Below are 22168 nucleotides of genomic sequence, written 5' to 3'. Positions count from 1 at the left end.
AAAAATGACCCGAAGGATTAATCCCCCAGGTCATTTTTTGTATTGGATTTTTTTAGACAGTCTCTGCAGTTTTTTCAAGCATGGTTCCATGGCTGGCAAAGTTCACATGCCAGGAAAAGGCTTTTTCTAATACATGCGGAGTCTGGCCGCCTCTTTGGCGGGCTTCTTCAAAATACGCCCGCAGCTGCGGCCGGTACATAGGATGTGCGCAGTTTTCTATGATAAGCTCGACCCGTTCTCTAGGGGCAAGCCCGCGAAGGTCTGCATATCCCTGTTCTGTCACGATCACATCCACATCATGCTCTGTATGGTCGACGTGGGAAACAAAAGGCACGATGCTGGAAATATTCCCGCCTTTTGCAATGGACTTTGTGACAAATATGGCCAGTCTGGCATTTCTTGCAAAATCCCCGGAGCCGCCGATTCCATTCATCATTTTTGTGCCGCATACATGAGTGGAATTCACATTTCCATAAATATCAAGTTCAAGCGCTGTATTAATAGAGATCAGCCCCAAACGGCGGATGATCTCAGGATGGTTGGAAATTTCCTGAGGACGCATCAAAAGCTTATCACGGTATTTTTCAAAGTCCGCATAAACCTGCCTCATTTTTTCCTCTGACAGCGTAATGGAGCAGCAGGATGCAAAATTCACCTTTCCAGCATCCATTAAATCAAAGACCGCATCCTGCAGAACTTCTGAATAAACCTCAAGCCCGCTGAACTCTGAGTCCAGGAGTCCATGCAGGACTGCATTGGCTACCGAACCAATTCCAGATTGCAGCGGTGCCAGGCTTTCCGTAAGCCTCCCTGCCCTTACTTCATTCCGTAAAAATTCAATTAAGTGTTCTGCTATAATGACCGTTTCTTCATCAGGAGGAACGATGGTGGACGGCGAGTCGAGCTGATGGGTAAATACAATGGCCTTCACCTTTTCTGCATCAACCAAAATCCCCATGGCTCCGATCCGGTCCTGTGGTTTTACCAGCGGTATAGGAAGTCGTTCGCCCTGTTTTCCAGGTTCATATAAATCATGAAGGCCTTCCAGCTGCTCGGACTGAGCGGTGTTCATTTCAATGATGATGGATTTGGCATTTAAGGCAAAGGAGAGAGAATTCCCTATGGAAGTCGTAGGAATGATCATTCCATCCTCTGTTATTGCAACCGCTTCCAATATAGCCACATCAATATCCATCACATCTCCGCGAATCAGCTCTGCAGTATGAGATAAATGCTGATCCACAAATAAAAGCTCCCCAGAATTAATTCCTTTCCGCATAGCCGCGTCCGCCTGGAATGGCAGTCTTTTCCCGATGATTCCAGCTTCGGTAAATAATTTATCGACATCAGAGCCCAGGGATGCTCCTGTATAAACATTGACCTTGAACGACTCATCTCCCTTTACCCGGTTCACCAGTGCAAATGGGACCGCTTTCACATCGCCAGCACGTGTGAATCCGCTTAAGCCTAATGTCATCCCGCTTTCAATCCATGATGCTGCTTCCTCTGCTGAAACCACTTTATCCAGCAGACGAGGATCTCTGATTCGCTTTACGCGGTTTTCCATAACAAAATCCCTCTCCCCTTGGTATAGTTATAACCATTTTACCCATTCCCGGCAGTGGAAATGGATTTTTGGCATAGGGGACGTTATTACAGGATAAGAAAGCAAATAAAGGAACTAAAACAGCAGAATTACTAAAAACCCAGAAGCTTCCGAAAATAACTGGAATAGGATTGGCTCACAGGCACTCTGTCTCCATTATCCATTGATAGCAAAAACGTCGAGTGAAGATCAGGATAGATGGCTTTTATATGGTTAACATTTACAATAAAGGCGCGATGGCACCTAATGAAAAAATCCTTTGGAAGGATAAATTCAAATTCCTGCAAGGAGTATTTATGAGTCCCTGAAACTTCCTTTGAATAAATATACGTCTTTTTTTCCTTTGCCTCTACATAGACCACCTCTGAAAACGGAAGAGGGATCCAACCATCGTTGGTTTTCACTGTCACAACAGATTTCCCATCGGTTAATGCCGGATAAATGGCCGTCACACAGCCCTCCACTTTCCCATCGTGCAAAAAAGGCACCGCCATTCCATGGTAGGGAACACCAAAGATATCCCGGCTGATAAACTCCGAAACTCTTTGTTTCATGCTCAATGCTTTATGGGCAAGTGTACCTTCCTTCAGAGAATCGCCCGGTTTAATTTTCAAGTCCACCCGTTTGCTCGGCCTATAGTATATATACTCTTTTGTATTGGATACGGCTATTGAAATTTCATCTGAAAATAAGTCTCCTATCACATCCAATAGAGATCTCAGGGTAATATCCTCCATACAATTTCACCTCGCACATATTATACTATGAAGAATCCATTTATTATAGATTCTGCATTCCGGAAGAGTATAACTCTGCCAGTCTTTAATGATAGTTCCTATTAATTGAACAAACCGTACCTGATATGTCAAAATATAAATATGATTGAAAACACTTTCATTCATTAGAGGATTGAAAATGGAGGAAAAATGATGAAAACGATGAAACTGGGAAACAGCACACTTGAGGTGCCTGTCGTAGCTGTCGGCTGTATGAGGATTGACTCACTGGAAAAGCAGGAAGCAGAACGCTTTGTTCAAACCGCGCTGGAGGAAGGAGCCAACTTCTTCGATCACGCTGACATTTACGGCGGAGGAACCTGCGAGGAAATCTTTTCTGAAGCCATCCATATGAATGATGATATCCGCGAAAAAATAATTCTGCAGTCAAAATGCGGCATCCGAAAAGGAATGTTCGATTTCTCCAAGGATCATATCCTGGAATCTGTAGACGGAATCCTAAAACGTCTTCAAACAGATTATCTGGATATCCTGCTGCTGCACCGCCCGGATGCACTTGTGGAGCCTGAAGAAGTAGCAGAGGCCTTTGACCGCCTTGAATCCTCTGGAAAAGTAAAGCATTTCGGCGTTTCTAACCAGAAACCTATGCAGATCCAGCTGCTGCAGAAATACGTAAAGCAGCCGATTGTAGCCAATCAGCTTCAGCTGAGCATCACGAATGCGAACATGATCTCCAACGGAATCAATGTGAACATGGAGAATGATTCAGCCATCGACCGGGACGGCAGTATCCTGGACTTTTGCAGGCTGAATGATATCACAGTCCAGCCATGGTCTCCATTCCAATATGGTTTCTTTGAGGGTGTTTTCCTTAACAATGATAAATTCCCTGAGTTGAACAAACAGATTGATGAGATTGCCGGCAAATATGATGTGAGCAATACAACGATTGCCATCGCCTGGCTTCTGCGCCATCCTGCACAGATGCAGCCAGTGATCGGTACCATGAATATTGAGAGATTAAAGGACTGCGTGAAGGCTGGCGATATCCGTCTGACCCGCGAAGAATGGTACAGCATCTACAGAGCGGCAGGAAACATTCTTCCTTAATAAATCCTTAAAGGCACTAGAATGAATCTAGTGCCTTTTTTGATGATCAGGTCAGTTCCCTTATGGTTTGTTTCTTGTTCCGATACCAGACAAAAAGTCCTGCTCTTAAAGCGTTATCTGCAGCAATGGCTGGGGAATTTTTGCTGTGGCATCTTCGTTTTCACTCGGAGACCCTCTGGTTTTGCTCGGACCTGGCTCTTTTATATCAGGTTCTTCGAATTTTTGCTCCACTTCTCAGTTTTGCTCCAAGCTTCCTGTTTTTTGCTCCGGCTTAGACAGTTTTTGCTCAAGGACTTCTTAGTTTTGCTCGGCCGCACCTCTTTTTTGCTCCGAAAATTTAAATCTTTGCTCCGCTTCTGAAGGCTGCTCCAAGTACGAAAAAACCGGGGTTTTACTTAAACCCCGGTTTTAATTACTCTCTCCTAGTTGATTTCAGCGGGAACTTTACTTCCATTGAGCAATCTGGTCAACAGGCAGACGGACAGATGTATGGCCTGTGTCTGCGGCTTTTCCGATGGAAATCAGCATGACCGGTACAAAGCGGTCTTTGTCCAGGCCAAACACTTCTGCGATTTGGTCTTTTTCGTATCCGCCGATCGGATTTGTATCGTAGCCATATGCGCGTGCGGCCAGCATGAGCTGCATGGATACAAGCCCTCCATCGACCAGGACAACGTCTTCCATATCTTCACGGGAAATGGTCTCGAAATAGCCGGAGAAGGATTTATGGATATTTTCTTTTACTTCCTGAGGCATATGCCCTTCTTCGACTGCCTTGCCATAGATGTCTTCGAACTTATCAAAATTTTGAAGATCTCCAAAAACCGCAATCATGGCTGCTGAAGTTTCCACCTGGTTCTGATTGAAACGTGCCAGCGGAGCAAGGGCTGCTTTTCCTTCCGGGCTTTCAATCACAAGAAATCTCCATGGCTGCATGTTGACAGAAGATGGCGCAGTCGCCGCAAGCTCCAGGATTTCCTCCATTTCCTCCCTGCTGATTTTAACGGAAGGGTCATAGTTCTTAATAGAACGGCGTCCTCTGACAATTTCTTTAAAGTCATTTGTTTTTTGATTTGTCATAGCTGAAACTCCTCTTTATCTTAAAATAAGCTGCTTTTATTTTGGGTAAGCGTTCGTTTCTTTATTTATCTCCAATGCTTTTCAAAAATAATAATGGAGAGTATTAAATTACTACTGCTTCAGTCATTTGTAAACTAATCAGCCTAGGCAGCAGTGACTCTAGTGGATTCATAAAAAGGACAGAAATGGGAGATCATCTACTAGATGATCTCTTTTTTCAATAGGAACAAAAAAGTGCCTATCATACTTTTTTGTTCCTATATTACTTTAAAGTACGTACTTCTTTTTTTATTCTATTCCATTCATAATGATATCTGCCGCCTTTATCTCTAAGCGGTGAACGAATTTTAACATTGGAGGAATCCTATTGTGAGTAAAAATCTGCAAGATCGAACAGCTTTATATAATGGAGTTCAAATGCCCTGGTTTGGCCTTGGGGTATTTAAAGTAGAAGAAGGTCCCGAGCTTGTGAATGCTGTTTCCTTTGCCATCAAGCATGGTTACCGCAGCATTGATACAGCTGCCATATACGCAAATGAAGAAGGAGTAGGAGAAGGGATCCGAAAAGGAATGAAAGAAGCCGGCGTATCCCGCGAAGATCTCTTCATCACTTCTAAAGTATGGAATTCAGATCTTGGCTACGAATCCACCCTTGCTGCCTATGAAACCAGCCTGAAAAAGCTTGGCCTTGATTATCTGGATCTCTACCTCATCCACTGGCCTGTTGAAGGCAAATATAAAGAAGCCTGGCGTGCTCTTGAGCATCTTTATAAGCAAGGAAAGGTCCGGGCCATCGGAGTGAGCAACTTCCAGGTCCACCACCTTGAGGATCTTGTAAGGAATGCTGAAATCAAGCCGATGATCAATCAGGTTGAATATCATCCGCGCCTTACTCAATCGAAAGTGAAGAGTTACTGCGAGGAGAATGGAATTCAGCTGGAGGCTTGGTCGCCGCTTATGCAGGGGCAATTATTGGAGAATGCTGACCTGCGGGAAATCGCGGACAAGCATGGAAAATCCACAGCACAAGTCATTCTGCGCTGGGACCTTCAAAACGGAGTCATTACCATCCCAAAATCAACCAAAGAACACCGTATCACTGAGAATGCGGACATTTTTGATTTTGAACTGTCGAAGGAAGAGATGGAGAAAATCAACAGCATGAACCAGAATATCCGGGTTGGCCCGGATCCGGACAATTTTGATTTTTAATAGAGGAACAAAAAAAGCTGATGCCGGGAGCACAACATCCTGGCATCAGCTTTCTTTATGGCTTTTATCTCATTAAAATAGGCCCGACCAACGCATGGGGGCTTTCCCCTATAGCCAGCCTGCTGATATTGGCATAGCTGACTTCCTTATACATTTGCAGAAGATTTTTTAAGTCAGCGAAGATTGAATCTGTTTTTAACTGATCAATTTCCCGCTTATAAACAGACAGTACATACTCATTTTGGAGATTTGGTTTACTGCTGCCCGGGTCTTCATCCATAAGCAGGGACCCCATGTATTGATATTTAAACTGCAATTGGCGGGTCAGATGAATGATATTCAAAAGCTGTTGAAAAGCAGACGGCTTCTTATTGTTGAAGTCTTCAATAGCAATCTGTACATCCCTTAATTGACTGTAGCTTGCTGCTGATAACATCTGAAATCTCCTTTTGATTAAAAATCCCAAGGTTTATTCAAAGTAAGTTTGGAGACAAGTTCCTTGTTCTGCTGTCTTTTCAGCTTGCGGATTCTTTCGCGTTCTTTCCCTGTTTCGTAAAGGTATTTCTCTTCTTCTGTTTCCGGAATAACGGGTGCCACTTCCATCGGCCGTTTATTTTCATCCAAGGGAACAAAAGTTAAGAAAGCAGTAGCAGCAATTTTCCGATCTCCGGTTTCTAGATCTTCTTTAATTACCTTGCAGAAAATTTCCATAGACTTCGTCCCTGTATAGGCAACAAACGATTCGATACATAAGGAATCGGTTACACGAATGGGTTCTATAAAATTAACGTTATCGGTGGAGGCAGTTACACATTCTTTTACACGGGAATGTCTGCGGGCAGAAATAACCGCACAAGCATCCATCTTCTTCATCAGGACGCCGCCAAACAATGTATGATAGTTATTTAAATCATTGATGAGCACCTGGTCGGTGTGAACAACACGTGTTTCCTTCACTTTCTTTGCTTCCATATGATGATCACCTTATCTAAGATGCTTTGAAGCAGCATGCCTCTAAAGCACTAAAAATTTTTACAACTTCTATTATAGTATGACTTTCCAGCTTAGTTACAATGCAAATCAAATATACTATTCATTACAATACCTTATGAAAGCGCTATTCCATTTCATTGGAATCAGCTTCCGAGAGAATCATCCTGGCAAAGCGGATAAATTCTTTGGAAACCTGGGATAGGTACGCATCCTTTTTCCAAATGATTGCTAGATTCCACTCAATTTCCGGGCTGATGACGGGAATGGATTGAAGACCGCGGTTCAGCTCCTGAGTGGTGCTTTCCGGAAGCAGCGTAATGCCTAGATTGGAGGCGATCATTTCCTGGATAAAATCCAGCTGGGAGGTTTCCGAAATGATTTTCGGATGAAATCCCACTGCCTTGCAGGCATTAAGAACCAGATTTCTTAATTCAAAGTCCCGGTTAAACATAATGAACTTTTCATCCTTCAACTCATCCAGAGAGACCTGGTCTTTTCCAGAGAGGTGATGATCCGCAGGTATTACCACTCTAAGCTTCTCATGGACAAATCGGTAGTAATGGAGATTTTCTACTTTCTCTGGAAGAACGACTACCCCAAAATCGAGTAAATCATTGACGACTTTCTCTTCAATCCGCTTAGAGCCATCCTCCTCCAGCTGGAAGGTTACATCCGGATACTCCCTATGAAACGAAGCAATGAGCCGTGAGAAGAAGATGGAGTTGGTAATGGTGGGAAGACCAATGCGGATATGCCTTTTTTTAAAAATCAGCATCCGATCGAGTTCAGCGTCCATAAGCTGCAGCTGTTTCTCAATAATCAGCGCATGCTTTAATAAGACACGCCCCGCATCAGTAAGAATCATCTTTTTCCTTGTCCGGATAAAAAGCGGAGTGCCGATTTCCTCCTCAAGTGATTTGATAATCCTGCTGAGGGCAGGCTGAGTGATAAACAGATTTTCAGCCGCACTGGTGAAGCTTCCCGTCCGTGTCACCTCAATAAAGTATTCTAAATGTTTAATTTCCAACGATATCAAACACCTTATATCCCGATTTTTAAAGATACTATAGTGTACCATACTTTTGAATCAGTTACCTGACTACGGATTATGGCTGTGTCCGGTTTCTGATAAGAGGTTGAACCATTACACGTTCCCCTTTTTTATTATCTAAATATATAATACCTGCGCCTTAAAGCTTTCTTTTTATTTATATACTATAGCTTTAGAAAGAAAAAGCCCGTTCTTACTTTCTTCTTTTTTTCCACATTTTCCTTCCCTTTATCAATTCATCTTCTAATTGAGAGGAAGCCCAAAAACCATCATCCAGTGTGTTTTACACCAATATTCCTTCTAAATTGTATACACTTTATAAAAATGGCTAAAATACAATTTGAAAGAATATGAGGCTTTCTCATTGACAAGAAATTATCTTTATATAATAATGAATATCGAATTAGAATTATTACAAAGTAATTCTTAAAACACACCTCAGGAGGAATTGGACTATGTCATTAATTGGATCAGAAGTAAAACCATTCGCAGCAAAAGCTTTCCACAACGGAGAATTCATTGATGTTTCAGAAGAAAACTTAAAAGGCAAATGGAGTGTAGTCTGCTTCTACCCAGCTGACTTCACATTCGTATGCCCTACAGAATTAGAAGACCTTCAAAATGAATATGCAACACTTAAAGATCTAGGTGTTGAAGTATATTCCGTATCAACAGATACTCATTTCACACATAAAGCATGGCATGATAATTCAGACACTATCAGCAAAATCGAATACATCATGATCGGTGACCCATCTCAAAAAATCTCCCGCAACTTCGATGTACTAAACGAAGAAGAAGGTCTTGCTGACCGCGGTACTTTCATCATCGATCCAGACGGCATCATTCAGACTGTTGAAATCAATGCAGGCGGCATCGGCCGTGACGCAAGCACTGTTGTAAACAAAATCAAGGCTGCACAATATGTCCGCAACAATCCAGGAGAAGTATGCCCGGCTAAATGGCAGGAAGGCTCTGAAACACTTAAGCCAAGCCTTGACCTTGTCGGCAAAATCTAAGGAGTACGATAAACATGGCATTAGAAGCAGATATAAAAGCACAATTAGCGCAGTATCTACAGATGATGGAGGGAGATATCCTGCTAAAGGTGAGCGCGGGGGACGATAAAGTGTCCCGCGAGGTGCTGGATTTAGTGGATGAATTAGCCACTATGTCTTCCCACATCAAAGTAGAGAATGTAAAGCTTGACAGAACTCCAAGCTTTAGCGTGAACCGTATCGGAGAGGATACTGGTGTAACATTCGCCGGCGTTCCACTGGGACATGAATTCACTTCCCTGGTTCTTGCTCTGCTTCAGGTAAGCGGAAGAGCACCTAAAGTGGATCAAAAGATCATAGACCAGGTGAAGAACATCAAAGGGGAATACCACTTTGAATCGTATATCAGCCTGACCTGCCACAACTGCCCGGACGTGGTACAGGCTCTGAACATCATGAGCGTCCTGAATCCTAACATCACTCATACTATGATTGATGGCGGAGCTTTTAAGGACGAAGTAGAAGCGAAGAACATCCTGGCGGTTCCGACTGTATTCCTTAATGGGGAATCCTTCGGCAGCGGCCGCATGTCAATCGAAGAAATCCTCGGCAAAATGGGCTCTGAAGCAAGTGCTTCCGAGTTCAATGAGAAGGATCCATTTGATGTGCTTGTGGTCGGCGGCGGGCCTGCCGGTGCAAGTGCGGCCATCTATTCCGCACGTAAAGGCATCCGTACAGGAATCGTGGCTGAACGCTTCGGCGGGCAGGTCATGGATACTCTTGGCATCGAAAACTTCATCAGCGTGAAATATACAGAAGGACCTAAGCTCGTGGCAAGCCTTGAAGAGCATGTCAAAGAGTATGGTGTCGATGTTATGAATTTACAGCGTGCCAAGCGCTTGGAGAAAAAGGACCTGATCGAGCTCGAGCTTGAAAACGGTGCTGTTCTCAAGAGTAAAACGGTCATCCTTTCAACAGGTGCCCGCTGGCGCAATATCGGCGTCCCTGGCGAAGCAGAGTTCAAGAACAAAGGTGTAGCTTACTGTGTACACTGTGACGGACCTCTGTTTGAAGGAAAGGATGTAGCTGTAGTCGGCGGAGGCAACTCCGGTATTGAGGCCGCCATTGACCTTGCAGGGATTGTGAAGCATGTAACTGTGCTTGAATTCATGCCAGAGCTGAAGGCCGACTCTGTCCTGCAGGAACGCTTATACAGCCTTCCGAATGTAACGGTATTGAAAAACGTTCAGACCAAAGAGATTACTGGTACCGATAAGGTAGACGGCATCTCTTATGTTGACCGTGAAACCGGGGAAGAGAAGCATATTGAACTGGCAGGTGTCTTTGTCCAGATTGGACTGGTTCCAAACACAGACTGGCTGGGTGACACTATCGAACGTTCACGCTTCGGTGAAATCGTGGTCGACAAGCATGGGGCAACGAACATCCCTGGCGTATTTGCTGCAGGCGACTGTACAGACAGTGTCTACAAGCAGATCATCATTTCCATGGGATCAGGTGCGACTGCAGCCCTCGGCGCTTTCGATTATCTCATCCGGAATTAAAGAAAAAAGCCGCTTCCTATCCCGATGATAGTGAAGCGGCTTTTTTTCATAGATTCATCTTCCAGACAGCAGCTATGTTTGCAGCCGTTCTCTCAACAAAATCCCCTGCATGTTTAAAAGCATCGTCTAATGCAACCACGCCGGGAAGGATACTGAATACCGCATCGATGCCATGGTCATGGACGATATCGCTGTCAGAGGATACAGTGCCGGCAATCCCAATAACCGGCACCCCGAATTGTTTCGCTGTTTTTGCTACACCGATTGGAGTCTTGCCAAAGATCGTCTGTCCGTCAATTCTTCCTTCCCCGGTGATCACAAGATCTGCCCCTTCCACGATCTGTGACAGCCTCACTGCTTCCATCACAATATTGACTCCCCGCTTCAGCTCTGCAGGCAGAAAGGCAAGCAGACCTCCACCAAGACCTCCGGCAGCCCCGCTTCCCGGCACCTCCAAGATGTTTTTTCCAAGATCTCTTTTTATAATCGCGGCATAGTGGCTTAGGTTTCGATCCAGCTCTGCAATCATGCCGGCATCAGCCCCCTTTTGGGGGCCAAAGATAGCAGATGCTCCCTTTGCACCTGTGAGCGGGCTATCCACATCACAGGCTACTTCAATCTCAATACTCTCCAGACGAGGGTCAAATCCCGAAAGATCGATGGAGGCTAAGCGGCTAAGAGAGCCTCCTCCCTCCCCTATATCAATCCCCTCTTCATCAAGAAGGCGGGCACCGAGGGCCTTCGCCATCCCTGCACCGCCATCGTTTGTGGCGCTTCCGCCAATGCCAATGATGATATGGTTCACTCCGTGATCGAGAGCTGCAGCAATCAATTCGCCCGTTCCTCTAGTGGTGGTCAAAAGAGGATTTCTTTTCTCCAAAGGAACCAGATGAAGGCCTGAAGCAGCTGCCATCTCAATGACAGCACTCTTTTTATTTCCTAAAAGCCCAAAGAAAGCATCTGCCGGCTCTCCCAGCGGCCCTGTGACCGTTTTATAAATGATCTCTCCGCCCGTTGCATCCACCAAAGACTGGACGGTCCCTTCTCCGCCATCAGCCATCGGGACCTTTACATATTCAGCATAGGGCATCACTTTTTTAAATCCTCTTTCTATGGAATCTGCCGCTTCCAGTGCTGACAAACTTTCCTTAAAAGAATCCGGCGCGATCACAATCTTCATCTCTATCATTCTCCTTTTATCAGCCAAATATATGAAATACTCCGTAAATCAAAGTAGAAATGATAACGAGCGTTAATCCGACAAGCGTCTCATACGGAATTAATTTTAAACGTTCTTTCATTTCCATACGGACACTTCCCCCCGTTGCATGGAAGAAGCTTCCGTGCGGCAGGTGGTCCAGAACGGTCGCCCCTGCGTGAATCATGGCCGCTCCTGCAATAGCAGAAACCCCCATTCCCAGAATACTTGAGCTGAATACCTGGCTGGCAACAGCGGTACCAGCAGTTGTAGAAGCTGTTGCAGCCGACATGAAGATACCGGATACCGGAGCCAGCACATAGCCTGGAAGACCAACGGCATTTAAACCATCAATTAAAACATCCTTTAACCCAGAATTAGCAATAATTCCAGCCAATGTTCCTGTTCCGAGCAGCATGATCGCCACACCGGTCATCTTTCCAAGGCCAGAGACAGCATATTCATTGATCTTTCTTGCTTTGCCCATGACAATGGCACCTGCAATCCCCCCAATCGGCAGGGCAATCATCGGGTCAATGCTGATATTGAACAGCGGTCTTAAGGCTAATAAAAGAATGGTGACAAGCGGTCCGGCCAAAGCAGGAAGGAACGAAGGAAGCTTTCCGCCATTATGTATCTGAACATCCTGCACTTCCACTGCTGAACCCTTTTTCACAAGCTTTTTAGCCATAAAATATGTGACAGCTACTCCGAAAATGGCAGGAATGATGCCAGCCGCCATAACGGACGTCAATGGAACTTTAAACGCATCAGAAGCAGCGATTGCATTGGGATTTGGCGACATAATGTTGCCGGCCTTTCCCCCGCCGATCATCGCGAGCAGGATTGCCATTTTCGAAATGCCCGCTCTCCTGGCAATTGCAAGGGCGATAGGTGCAGCTGTGATGACCGCAACATCGATAAAAACTCCAACCGCGGTTAAAATCATGGCCGCAATGGCTAACGCAAGGAGCGCCCTAGTTTCGCCCAATTTTTTCACTATCGTTTCGGCAATGACTGCTGCTGCTCCCGATTCAATCAGGACCCCTGCCAGAACGCCAGCCGCCACAATCCTTAAAACAGCGGGGATAATGCCTTTGGCTCCCTCGATCATCAAATTGACCGTGTCAGCGATATTTACCCCTCCGGCAAGGCCGCCGATTAATGCACCAGCAATCATTCCATAAGCAGGCGTTACTTTTTTCAGTATTAAGATGATTGCCACTGATAAAGCAATAACTGCTCCTAATGCGCTCACTTGAACATCCATTGATGACATCCCCTTTTTCCTCTGTTGTACCTCCATTGTAAGCGTTTGCCCTTTTATTTTCATTGGTCCATTCATCAAAAAAAGGCTCAGCCGCTCTAAGCCTTTTTGTGCATTTGCACAATTTATTTGATTTGCCCCTGCAGTATGGAAAGATAAAGTTCAAGTAAATCCTGCACCTTTCGTGGATCCTTGCCTGTCAGCTCATGAATTTTTTCCAGCCTGTACCTGAGGGTATTCCGGTGGATAAAGAGCCTTCCGGCGGCACCATTCACATCCCCGTTTTCCTCGATATAGGCACTTAAGGTTTCCGCCAGCTCCCCTTTTTTATCCTGCTTCTGCAGCTTCTGAAAATAGGGTGCAAGGTTCTCAGAGATCCCAAGTTCATGGGCTCTTGCCAGAAAGACCGCTAATTTATAATCCTGATAAAAATACATGCTTTTTCCGGGATCCAGCTTTTTTCCCACTTTTAATGTTGCTGCCGCTTCCTGATAGGATTGGGAAATCCCTTCTGGATGATAATCTCCGATGGCCGCTTTACAATGAAGCAGCTCGAATCCCTGCATCCACTCTGTGATTTCTCTGGCATCATGAACCCTTTTTAAGAGGACCATGCAGTCAGGGTACATCACATATAAATCATCCTTTTCCAGCTTGTCACGTATCCATTTATATCCCTTGGAAGGGTTTTCTGCCGCCAGGATCACAACCGTTCTGGGCAAATCTAAATCAATCCCCAGCCTCTTTACCCTTTCAAAATAATACGGAGTCAATGCTTCCGTACCCTGAAGCAGCTGGCTGATCAATTCTTCCTTTAACCGCTCATCCCACTGCATTTCTTCAAGCAAAACAGCCTGCTGGATAATCATCTCTGCTGCCATCTTGACCAATTCCCCGTAATTCCGGATTTCCTCCGGTTCCCCTGTAATGCCGATCACTCCGGCCACTTCATCATGGAAATTGATCGGCAGGTTAATGCCCGCCTTTACCCCATGAAGCTTTTCCGCCTCATCTGCCGTAATCTCAAAACCCGCACCATCCTCGATAACCCGGACAGCACCTTCATGAATCGAATCGATTCTCTTTCTATCACCAGAGCCAATAATGACCCCTTTCTCATTCATCACATTAATATTATGACCGATAATCTTCATCGTCCGCTCCACAATTTCCTGGGCCAGGGATTGATTTAAAAACCTCATATGAATTCCTCCTTTCGGTCTGTGTTTGTCTCTACTATAATAGACTTATGATTCCGAATAAATAGAAAGGAAGTGAAATATGCCATATAAAGCCCGAACTGAACCAGCCGAAATCGTTATCTTGAATTCCCTGCTCCCGCGGATGAGCCTGTCCGACAAATATAAGCAGCACTATTTCAACCTTAAAAAAGGCTATGAAGGGGAAGTTCAGTTTGATATTTTCACAGAGGATCTCGAGTGTGACTGCCTGATTCTGAATGATTTACTTCTCAAGCAGAACAGCAGCCTTTTTCAAATTGATTCGCTCATCTTAACATCCGAAACGATTTATCTTTTAGAGGTGAAAAACTTTGAAAAGGACTATTATTATGAATCTGACAGACTTTACAAAACGTCAAAACTAGAAGTGACCAACCCGCTCACTCAATTAAACAGGAGCGAATCCCTCATGCGCCGACTGCTCCAGCAACTCGGCTCCAGCATCCCCATCGCTGCTTCCGTCGTATTCATAAACCCTGAATTCACCCTCTACCAAGCCCCCCTCAACACACCCTTCATCCTCCCCACCCAGATTCACAGATACCTAAAAAACCTAAAGCAAATTCCTTCAAAACTAAATGCAACGCACCTGACACTCGCTGAAAAACTCCTGTCGCTGCATATTAAAGACTCCCCATTCAAACAGCTGCCGGACTATCAATACGACCAGCTTCAAAAAGGAATTCCTTGTGTGGGATGCCGCTCTCTATCTACCTTTATTGACGGGAAAAAGTGTGTGTGTAAGAAATGCGGCCGAGAAGAAGCTGCCGGGGATGCCATTATGCGGAATGTCAATGAGTTTAGGCTTTTGTTTCCTGGGGAGAGGGTGACTACGAGCAGGATGTATGAGTGGTGTAAGGTTGTGGAGTCTAAAAAAAGGATAAGAAGAGTTTTAGATAAAAATTTTCAATCAGCCGGCGATAGACGGTGGACTTTCTATTATTAAGTTCCCTATCACACTAATGATGGAGATTAGTGCATGGGAACCAACCTCTTGGACTAATCTGTGCTGCTCCATCCGAGTTTTGTCCTTTAGGACCTCTCTCATGGACTAATTCTTGCTTCTCCATCCAAGTTTTGTCCTTTAGAACCCTTCTCATGGACCTATCTTTGACGCTCCCACCGAGTTTTGTCCTTTAGGACCTCTCTCATGGACTAATTCTTGCTTCTCCATCCAAGTTTTGTCCTTTAGAACCTCTTTCATGGACTAATCTTTGATGCTCCATCCGAGTTTTGTCCTTTAGGACCTCTTTCACGGACAAATCTTTGACGCTCCCAACGGGTTTTGTCCTTTAGAACCCTTCTCATGGACTTATCTTTGATGCTCCATCCGAGTCTTGTCCTTTAGGACCCTTCTCATGGACTTATCTTTCATGCTCCATCCGAGTTTTGTCCTATAGGACCCTTCTCATGGACTTATCTTTGATGCTCCATCCGAGTTTTGTCCTATAGGACCCTTCTCATGGACTTATCTTTGACGCTCCATCCGAGTTTTGTCCTTTAGGACCTCTTTCACGGACAAATCTTTGACGCTACAATCCATTTTTGTCCTTTAGAGCCCTTTGAAAAGCCAAATCTTTTGATCTCTCAACAAGTTTGTCCCTAAATGAGTTAAGTCCTAATATCACCAATAAAAAAAGGAGCCCAACCACCAGGCTCCTACTCCAAATTACTATGCCGGCCAAAGGCCTCTGTATGATCCACTTTATTCTGCTCGGCATATTGCAGGCACATTATATCAAATAAGATATGAGCACTCTGGTCGAATAAGGAACCGAGCGGCTGGATGGTTTTTAGTTCGTTTTCGCGGCGGTATTTGGTTGCTGCCGGAACATGCAGAAGCTGTGTGGATGCAGCAGCGAGCGGCGATTCTGGATTAGTAGTCACTCCAATTACTGAGCAGCCGAGTGATGCTGCTTTTTCGGATGTCCATACAACGGCCTTTGTGGTCCCGGATCCGGAAACGGCAACGAGCGTGTCTCCTTCTTCGATGGATGGTGTGATCGTTTCTCCGACAACATAAACGGTTGCGCCTAAATGCATGAGTCTCATGGCAAAGGACTTGGCCATGAGGCCTGAACGGCCTTCTCCGATAATGAAAATCCGCTTGGACTGCTGTAATGTGGATGCCAGCTCTTGAAGCTTCTGCTCTTCCACCTGGCTTACGACCATTTCTACTTCTTTTAAAACTGTTGGGATGAGTGTCATTTTCTATTCCTCCGTTATCATTGCTTGTTTGAATTTTTGGGCCGCTTTTGATGGATCCGCGGCTTTGGTTATGGCCGAACCCACAATCACGACGGCCGGATTTAGATTCTTTCTGAGACCTTCCAAAGATTCCAGTGTGATTCCACCTGCTGCAGCCAGCTGGAGTCCCTGCTCTGTAAGAAGGCTGTCATTCTTCGCTCCCAAATTCTTAGCCCCGGATTCTTCCTGCTCATCCTTGCTCACATGGGCGCAGAAGACGGCTTTCTCAAATTTCACTAATTCCTGTATCTGCTCGTCGGAGGTATTCAATAAATCAACCATGACTGCCTTATTATGGCGCTCAGCCGTCTCCATGCACGCTTCAATCGTGACAAGAGGTGATACTCCCATAACCGTCACAACATCTGCTCCTGCCTGAAAAGCAATTTCGAATTCGTAGCGGGCGTTATCAATCGTTTTCATGTCAGCCACAATCACTTTATCAGGAAAAGCATTCTTTAATTCTCTAACACTGTTCATGCCAAACTCCTTGATCAAAGAAGTTCCAACCTCGATCCAGTCGACGGATGTTTCTACTTTTTTGGTTAATTCAATGGCTTCGGCAATGGTCATCCGATCCAATGCAAGCTGTAATTTCATCTTGGATCTCCCTTTCTGCTAAACCGGTTTAGTAACTCTTTAAATCAAATGGTGTCAGGCATGAGCCTACACCATTCTGCTGGAAAACACGAATTCTTCCGGTTCTCTCTCGGACTTATTGATTTGATCAAATAGCAATTCTGCTGCCTTCTGTCCCATTTCAGCGGCAGGCTGAACAATAAAGGAAATCGGGGTCTCGGATAAATGGGCAAACGGGATATTATCGAACACAATCAGTTCAACATCCCTGCCCACCTTCAGCCCTTTTTCCTTTAAAAATTCCACAACCTTAAGAAATACTCGGTCATTCCCGGCAAACAGGGCTGTCGGCCTGTCCTGTGAGGAAAACAGCGCTTCTAATTTATGCTTCATTTCATCGATGCCGGATTCAATGATGAACTGATCAGTTGCCGGCAGTTTCGTCTGCCTATGAACCTAGTTTTGTCCTTCACCAATTCGATGAAGGACATTTCGTCTGCCGCTTATAATCTTTTATTCTTGATCCTCAATGAAAGGATCGTCTTATTCTCCCGCTGCTTCCCATTTCGCCACTTCTTCCCGTACAATCGGTGCCACTTCGTTCCCAAGCAGTTCGATGGCTTTCATGACGTCTTCGTGCGGCATAGTGCCGACAGGGACATGCAGAAGGAACCTTGTGATGCCTACGTTCTTTCGCAGATGGATGATTTTCTTCGCAACGGTTTCTGGATCTCCGGCATAGAGAGCCCCTTCAAAGCTTCGAGCCGCATCGAAGGCAGATCGGTCATAATGGCCCCAGCCCCGTTCCCTTCCAAGCACGTTCATGGCCTGCTGGGTTGGCGGAAAGAATTTCTCTATGGCGGTTTCAGTATCTTCTGCCACAAATCCATGGGAATGGGATGCAACCTTCAGCTTGGATACATCGTGTCCGGCATGACCCGCTGCCTGCTTATAAAGCTGGACCAGCGGGGCGAATTGAACCGGGCGTCCCCCTATGATGGCAAGGACTAACGGAAGGCCGAGCAATCCTGCGCGGATAACGGAGTCACTGTTGCCCCCGCTTCCAATCCAGACAGGCAGGGGATCCTGCACGGGACGCGGATACACACCCAGATTGTCGATGGCTGGACGATGCTTTCCTGACCAGGAAACCTTTTCTGATTTTTGCAGTTCCAGCAGCAACTGCAATTTTTCTTCAAAAAGCTCATTATAATCTGCCAAATCATAGCCAAACAGAGGAAAGGACTCAATAAAGGATCCGCGTCCTGCCATAATTTCTGCACGGCCCTCAGATATGCCGTCAAGTGTCGCAAAATCCTGAAATACCCGTACTGGATCTGCGGAGGAAAGGACTGTGACCGCGCTGGTCAGCCGGATCTTCTTTGTCTGTGAAGCAGCGGCGGCCAGTATGACGGCTGGCGAGGAGGCAGCATAATCCTTCCGGTGATGCTCTCCCACTCCGAACACATCCAGACCTACCTGGTCAGCCAGCACGATCTCCTCTACCACTTCACGGATCCGCTGGGCATGGCTGATAACCTCCCCGGTCTTAACATCCGGGGTAGTTTCTACAAATGTACTGATTCCTATCTCCATCCATCAATCACTCCTGCTTAATTCAATTTCTTTTAATATACCTCAAATTCGAGATTTATTCATTACGAATATTTTATCCTTTTATGAAGTGTGACTTTCTGCTGCTGATAAGTTTTGCTCCAGAGTTGATCAATAATGCTGATTCAAAAGTCATCTGCATATAAATACGAATAAAGAGTAGTCGGGAGGCAGTAAATTGGATTTAGAAAAATTTGCAGATGCATTACCTGTTCCCCCTGTTTTAAAGGCAAAAGGTCTGCGCGGAGGAATTCCGTACTACAAGGTAACGATGAAGCAGGCAAAGCAGAAACTGCACCGTGATTTGCCTCCTGCCACCGTCTGGGGCTATAACGGGATGTATCCAGGTCCCACTTTTGAAGTCAGAAGAAACCAGCCTATTTTAGTTAAATGGAAAAATAAACTTCCCGCAGAGCATTTCCTGCCGGTGGATCAGAGCGTTCATGGCGCAGGGCCTGATCAGCCGGCTGTAAGAACCGTTGTCCATCTTCATGAGGGCAGAGTTGCCCCGGAGAGTGACGGGTATCCCGAGGCTTGGTTTACAAAAGATTTTGCAAGAGTAGGACCAAGATTTGTTCAGAAATACACCTACTATCCAAACTGCCAGCGGCCGGCGGCGCTGTGGTATCATGACCATGCCATTGGCATCACCCGTTTGAATGTTTATGCCGGCCTTGCAGGATTTTATATTTTAAGAGATGAAGAAGAGGAAGCATTGCAGCTTCCCAGCGGTGAATTTGAAATTCCGCTGCTTATCCAGGATCGAGCCTTTTATCCGAACGGCGAACTGTTCTACCCTATCCAGCCAGGACATCAGCCTCCGCCAGCCCCGCAGCCCGAGATGCCTATCCATCCGGCACTGCCAAATCCATCAGTGGTTCCTGAATTTTTTGGTACAGCCATTTTGGTTAATGGAAAAGTATGGCCCTATTTAGAAGTCGAGCCGCGCAAATACCGTTTCAGGATTCTAAATGGCTCCAATGGCCGGTTTTATGGTATAGCTCTTAGTTCCGGACAGCCTTTTATTCAAATTGGGACGGATGGGGGCCTTTTGGAAAAACCGACAAGCCTTCCTCACTTCATTCTTGCTCCTGCAGAACGCATAGATGTAATTATCGACTTTTCCAATCATATCGGCCAGAATATTGTTTTAACCAATGATGCAAAAGCTCCCTTTCCAAACGGTCACGATCCTTCCGCCAATCTCAGGAATATTATGCAATTCCGAGTCTTATCAAACCTATCCGCGCCTGACCAAGGCAGGATTCCCGATACGCTCAGCTGCTTGGAGCAGCTCCATCCCAGCCATGCTGTAACCGTGCGGAAAAGTACATTAGTTGAAACAAAGGACACATATGGGCGGCCAAAACTTTTATTAGATCATCTGGAGTGGGATCACCCCCTGACCGAAACCCCTTCCAATGGGGCGACGGAAATCTGGGAGCTATATAACCCTACAAGGGACACCCATCCGATTCACCTGCATCTTGTAACATTCCAAATACTAAATCGTGCCTCCTTTACTGGCGACCCCAAAAGCTCTGCCCTTAAAGTGGGACTGCCAAAGCCCCCTGATCCAAGCGAGAGGGGATGGAAAGATACAGTTTGCGCCAATCCCGGAGAAGTCACCCGGATCATTGCACGATTTGGACCCTATCCTGGAATTTATCCTTGGCACTGCCATATTCTTGAGCACGAAGATCATGAAATGATGAGACCATTTAAAGTCCTGGATCATCCAAACTTTCATCCATGTCAGCCATTCCCTGGAGAATGCCCCGATGATTCCTTCTCCCAATGTTTTGGCTGCCATAAAAATAAATGAATAGAGGCTCCCCTCTCCGATGATTCAATATTGGCGATCAATAGACAATTTGCTTGCTTATGCCAAAGGGCGAAGCATTTAACAGCCTGGGAAAGATTCAATAAGAAAGGGAGCTTACGAATCGATTTATAGAAATATGCCTCATTATGGCTTAGCAAAAGCAGTAAAGCATCTGCCAATCACGGCAGAACGAAATACTGCTAAAAAAAGAATAAGTTCTGGTTTATTACAAAAATAAAAGCAGCCTACACAGCTGCTTTCTTACTATCCTCTGATGGGGCATCAAAAGTCACATACGTACCTGCAATTAAATCATGCAGGGACCTTTTATCTTTTCTTAGCCCAATCATAAAGGCACTTACAATTAGTGCAACGCCAATAGTTACAATGTAGACAATGCAGCCGACAACCGCTCGCATGAACATGGTCCCGAACCCGATTTTATCTCCATTCATTTTCGCAATACGGATGCCCATAATTTTTTTGCCGACTGTATAGCCGTACCATAAAATAGGAATAATCAGCCCGTATAATACGTTGATCACATCGGTTACGGGATCTCCATCCCAGCCTCCTGTTATCAGATAACTAATAAATGTCAGCGGGACTCCAATAATGATCCCGTCTAAAAGGTTTGCTGCTAACCGTCTCCAAAATCCAGCTGGATTACTCAAATGTGTTCCTCCCAGGTTGTTATAGATTATAAAATTAATCCTATAATAAACCTTGAACTTTTTATAGGATAAATTAGTAGATTTTTATAAAATAATAGTAGAACTGATGAAAGGAAGTGGCGCATGCTACTTAAAAGCCGTTGTGAACCGTATGAATTGATGGTTATGCGAATACTAGATACCAGAGCAGGATTAACCAATTCGGAAAGGTTCCAATATCTCAATCTTGAACGAGGGTATGAAGGAGAATTAAAGTTTGATGCATTAACAGAAATCCTAGGAGAAGAAATATTTATTATCAATGATTTGCTTCTCAAAGTAAACAATTCTTATTTTCAAATCGATTCGGTATTTATTACACAAGGAGGCATCCATCTTTTAGATATTAAAAATTTCCAGGGCAGCTGTTATCTTGAATCGGACAAGCTGTATTCTGTCACGACCGAAAGAGAATACAAGAATCCCATAGATCAGTTAAAAAGAAGCGCAGCCCTATTCCGCCAGCTCCTTCAAAGCCATAAACAAAATTACCTCGTTGACCCCTCGGTTATCTTCATAAATCCTGAATTCACCCTCTATCAGACCCCACTCGACCAGCCTATCATCCTGCCCACGCAAATCAATCAATTCTTTACAAAATTAAATAAGACTGCATCTAAATTGAATGAGGACCACAAAAAGCTGGCGCAGACACTTCTTTCCCTGCATCAGACAAAAAATCCTTATACCACTCTGCCTGACTATCAATACGAGCAGCTCCAAATGGGAGTGTATTGCAACAGGTGCAAATCTTTTTTAGTTACTATTCATAAATTTGATTTTGTCTGCAAAAAATGTGAAGAGCACGAAAGGATTGAAAAAGCGATACTGCGGAATGTCCAGGAATTCAGCCTTCTATTTCCCGAACAAAAAATTACCACTAATAGCATCTATGAGTGGTGTAAGGCTGATTTAAATAAAAGGACCATCCGCAGGGTGTTAAAGAGGCACTATACTTCGCTAGGAAATACAAGTAATACTTATTATGAGTAACTTTAATCTTGACTCTGTAGACTTTTGTAAATTGGGGTAGCTCTTTTCTGTCCGATGCTGTCCAGCTTCGGACTACTTTCCCCTTCCGACGCCTCAACCTGTCCGAACCTGCACCACCTTCGGACTACTTTCCCCTTTC

At 45.0% G+C, this 22168-nt stretch carries 21 protein-coding genes; 7 read left to right on the top strand and 14 right to left on the bottom strand.

The genetic code is table 11. The features are described 5' to 3' along the window. Positions 1–52 precede the first annotated feature (52 nt). Entirely contained in the window at positions 53–1567 is a 1515-nt protein-coding gene (scpC, locus tag H539_RS0125565; protein ID WP_026695884.1) for a succinyl-CoA:acetate CoA-transferase ScpC, read from the bottom strand. A gap of 131 nt (positions 1568–1698) precedes the next feature. Continuing rightward, positions 1699–2343, bottom strand: coding sequence for a LytTR family DNA-binding domain-containing protein (locus H539_RS0125560; protein ID WP_026695883.1), 645 nt, complete (start codon positions 2341–2343; stop codon positions 1699–1701). Between the two features lie 192 nt (positions 2344–2535). Between H539_RS0125560 and H539_RS0125555 the strand changes: the two genes are divergently transcribed. Then, positions 2536–3453, top strand: coding sequence for an aldo/keto reductase (locus tag H539_RS0125555; RefSeq protein WP_026695882.1), 918 nt, complete (start codon positions 2536–2538; stop codon positions 3451–3453). Positions 3454–3897: 444 nt separating this feature from the next. On the opposite strand, the gene H539_RS0125545 is transcribed toward H539_RS0125555, so the two are convergent. Continuing rightward, complete coding sequence (locus tag H539_RS0125545; RefSeq protein ID WP_026695881.1) at positions 3898–4533, bottom strand: nitroreductase family protein; 636 nt, start codon at positions 4531–4533, stop codon at positions 3898–3900. 369 nt (positions 4534–4902) lie between these two features. Between H539_RS0125545 and H539_RS0125540 the strand changes: the two genes are divergently transcribed. Then, positions 4903–5745 carry an aldo/keto reductase gene (locus H539_RS0125540; protein ID WP_026695880.1) on the top strand — a complete coding sequence of 281 codons (843 nt, stop codon included), beginning with the start codon at positions 4903–4905 and terminating at the stop codon, positions 5743–5745. A 64-nt stretch (positions 5746–5809) separates the two neighbouring features. Here H539_RS0125540 and H539_RS0125535 read toward each other — a convergent pair whose 3' ends face one another. From H539_RS0125535 to H539_RS0125525, 3 genes are all read right to left on the bottom strand, one after another. Further along, entirely contained in the window at positions 5810–6181 is a 372-nt protein-coding gene (locus H539_RS0125535; protein WP_026695879.1) for a hypothetical protein, read from the bottom strand. A 17-nt stretch (positions 6182–6198) separates the two neighbouring features. Continuing rightward, positions 6199–6717: an acyl-CoA thioesterase gene (locus H539_RS0125530; protein WP_026695878.1), complete on the bottom strand. Its 519-nt coding sequence runs from the start codon at positions 6715–6717 to the stop codon at positions 6199–6201. Between the two features lie 145 nt (positions 6718–6862). Next, positions 6863–7765, bottom strand: a complete 903-nt coding sequence (locus H539_RS0125525) for a LysR family transcriptional regulator (protein ID WP_026695877.1) — start codon at positions 7763–7765, stop codon at positions 6863–6865. A 479-nt stretch (positions 7766–8244) separates the two neighbouring features. Between H539_RS0125525 and ahpC the strand changes: the two genes are divergently transcribed. After that, positions 8245–8808 carry an alkyl hydroperoxide reductase subunit C gene (gene ahpC / locus H539_RS0125520; RefSeq protein ID WP_026695876.1) on the top strand — a complete coding sequence of 188 codons (564 nt, stop codon included), beginning with the start codon at positions 8245–8247 and terminating at the stop codon, positions 8806–8808. A 14-nt stretch (positions 8809–8822) separates the two neighbouring features. After that, positions 8823–10352, top strand: a complete 1530-nt coding sequence (gene ahpF, locus H539_RS0125515; protein WP_026695875.1) for an alkyl hydroperoxide reductase subunit F — start codon at positions 8823–8825, stop codon at positions 10350–10352. 46 nt (positions 10353–10398) lie between these two features. Here ahpF and H539_RS0125510 read toward each other — a convergent pair whose 3' ends face one another. The 3 genes from H539_RS0125510 to H539_RS0125500 form a co-directional block, all read right to left on the bottom strand. Then, entirely contained in the window at positions 10399–11532 is a 1134-nt protein-coding gene (locus tag H539_RS0125510) for a glycerate kinase (RefSeq protein ID WP_026695874.1), read from the bottom strand. Positions 11533–11551: 19 nt separating this feature from the next. After that, positions 11552–12820, bottom strand: a complete 1269-nt coding sequence (locus H539_RS0125505; RefSeq protein WP_026695873.1) for a GntP family permease — start codon at positions 12818–12820, stop codon at positions 11552–11554. A 122-nt stretch (positions 12821–12942) separates the two neighbouring features. Then, the gene (locus H539_RS0125500) at positions 12943–14019 is read right to left on the bottom strand and encodes a sugar diacid recognition domain-containing protein (RefSeq protein ID WP_026695872.1); all 1077 of its coding nucleotides are present in this window, start codon (positions 14017–14019) and stop codon (positions 12943–12945) included. A gap of 79 nt (positions 14020–14098) precedes the next feature. Between H539_RS0125500 and H539_RS0125495 the strand changes: the two genes are divergently transcribed. Continuing rightward, positions 14099–15004 (top strand): nuclease-related domain-containing protein, encoded by a 906-nt coding sequence (locus H539_RS0125495; protein WP_026695871.1) that lies wholly within the window; start codon positions 14099–14101, stop codon positions 15002–15004. Between the two features lie 713 nt (positions 15005–15717). Here H539_RS0125495 and hxlB read toward each other — a convergent pair. From hxlB to H539_RS0125475, 4 genes are all read right to left on the bottom strand, one after another. Then, a complete protein-coding gene (gene hxlB / locus H539_RS0125490; RefSeq protein ID WP_026695870.1) occupies positions 15718–16266 on the bottom strand; it encodes a 6-phospho-3-hexuloisomerase in 549 nt (182 codons plus the stop codon). A 3-nt stretch (positions 16267–16269) separates the two neighbouring features. Then, complete coding sequence (gene hxlA / locus H539_RS0125485; protein WP_026695869.1) at positions 16270–16905, bottom strand: 3-hexulose-6-phosphate synthase; 636 nt, start codon at positions 16903–16905, stop codon at positions 16270–16272. A gap of 66 nt (positions 16906–16971) precedes the next feature. Further along, a complete protein-coding gene (locus tag H539_RS0125480) occupies positions 16972–17322 on the bottom strand; it encodes a substrate-binding domain-containing protein (protein WP_281171482.1) in 351 nt (116 codons plus the stop codon). A gap of 105 nt (positions 17323–17427) precedes the next feature. Next, positions 17428–18480, bottom strand: coding sequence for an LLM class flavin-dependent oxidoreductase (locus H539_RS0125475; RefSeq protein ID WP_026695867.1), 1053 nt, complete (start codon positions 18478–18480; stop codon positions 17428–17430). Between the two features lie 196 nt (positions 18481–18676). On the opposite strand from H539_RS0125475, the gene H539_RS0125470 reads away from it, so the two are divergent. After that, a complete protein-coding gene (locus tag H539_RS0125470) occupies positions 18677–20323 on the top strand; it encodes a multicopper oxidase family protein (RefSeq protein ID WP_026695866.1) in 1647 nt (548 codons plus the stop codon). A 245-nt stretch (positions 20324–20568) separates the two neighbouring features. Here H539_RS0125470 and H539_RS0125465 read toward each other — a convergent pair whose 3' ends face one another. Continuing rightward, positions 20569–20997 (bottom strand): RDD family protein, encoded by a 429-nt coding sequence (locus H539_RS0125465; RefSeq protein WP_155890272.1) that lies wholly within the window; start codon positions 20995–20997, stop codon positions 20569–20571. Positions 20998–21120: 123 nt separating this feature from the next. Here H539_RS0125465 and H539_RS0125460 point away from each other — a divergent pair, with 123 nt between their 5' ends. After that, positions 21121–22029 carry a nuclease-related domain-containing protein gene (locus H539_RS0125460; RefSeq protein ID WP_026695864.1) on the top strand — a complete coding sequence of 303 codons (909 nt, stop codon included), beginning with the start codon at positions 21121–21123 and terminating at the stop codon, positions 22027–22029. Positions 22030–22168 lie beyond the last annotated feature (139 nt).

It is taken from the genome of Peribacillus kribbensis DSM 17871, from assembly GCF_000430765.1.
In the GTDB taxonomy this organism is placed as follows: domain Bacteria; phylum Bacillota; class Bacilli; order Bacillales; family DSM-1321; genus Paraperibacillus; species Paraperibacillus kribbensis.
This window is presented reverse-complemented; position numbering and strand designations above follow the sequence as displayed.

Excerpts from the sequence above, each read along its gene's own strand:
- scpC (WP_026695884.1), bottom strand. The coding sequence starts at position 1,567 with ATGGAAAACCGCGTAAAGCGAATCAGAGATCCTCGTCTGCTGGATAAA.
- H539_RS0125560 (WP_026695883.1), bottom strand. The coding sequence starts at position 2,343 with ATGGAGGATATTACCCTGAGATCTCTATTGGATGTGATAGGAGACTTA.
- H539_RS0125555 (WP_026695882.1), top strand. The coding sequence starts at position 2,536 with ATGAAAACGATGAAACTGGGAAACAGCACACTTGAGGTGCCTGTCGTA.
- H539_RS0125545 (WP_026695881.1), bottom strand. The coding sequence starts at position 4,533 with ATGACAAATCAAAAAACAAATGACTTTAAAGAAATTGTCAGAGGACGC.
- H539_RS0125535 (WP_026695879.1), bottom strand. The coding sequence starts at position 6,181 with ATGTTATCAGCAGCAAGCTACAGTCAATTAAGGGATGTACAGATTGCT.
- H539_RS0125530 (WP_026695878.1), bottom strand. The coding sequence starts at position 6,717 with ATGGAAGCAAAGAAAGTGAAGGAAACACGTGTTGTTCACACCGACCAG.
- ahpC (WP_026695876.1), top strand. The coding sequence starts at position 8,245 with ATGTCATTAATTGGATCAGAAGTAAAACCATTCGCAGCAAAAGCTTTC.
- ahpF (WP_026695875.1), top strand. The coding sequence starts at position 8,823 with ATGGCATTAGAAGCAGATATAAAAGCACAATTAGCGCAGTATCTACAG.
- H539_RS0125510 (WP_026695874.1), bottom strand. The coding sequence starts at position 11,532 with ATGAAGATTGTGATCGCGCCGGATTCTTTTAAGGAAAGTTTGTCAGCA.
- H539_RS0125505 (WP_026695873.1), bottom strand. The coding sequence starts at position 12,820 with ATGGATGTTCAAGTGAGCGCATTAGGAGCAGTTATTGCTTTATCAGTG.
- H539_RS0125500 (WP_026695872.1), bottom strand. The coding sequence starts at position 14,019 with ATGAGGTTTTTAAATCAATCCCTGGCCCAGGAAATTGTGGAGCGGACG.
- H539_RS0125495 (WP_026695871.1), top strand. The coding sequence starts at position 14,099 with ATGCCATATAAAGCCCGAACTGAACCAGCCGAAATCGTTATCTTGAAT.
- hxlB (WP_026695870.1), bottom strand. The coding sequence starts at position 16,266 with ATGACACTCATCCCAACAGTTTTAAAAGAAGTAGAAATGGTCGTAAGC.
- hxlA (WP_026695869.1), bottom strand. The coding sequence starts at position 16,905 with ATGAAATTACAGCTTGCATTGGATCGGATGACCATTGCCGAAGCCATT.
- H539_RS0125475 (WP_026695867.1), bottom strand. The coding sequence starts at position 18,480 with ATGGAGATAGGAATCAGTACATTTGTAGAAACTACCCCGGATGTTAAG.
- H539_RS0125460 (WP_026695864.1), top strand. The coding sequence starts at position 21,121 with ATGCTACTTAAAAGCCGTTGTGAACCGTATGAATTGATGGTTATGCGA.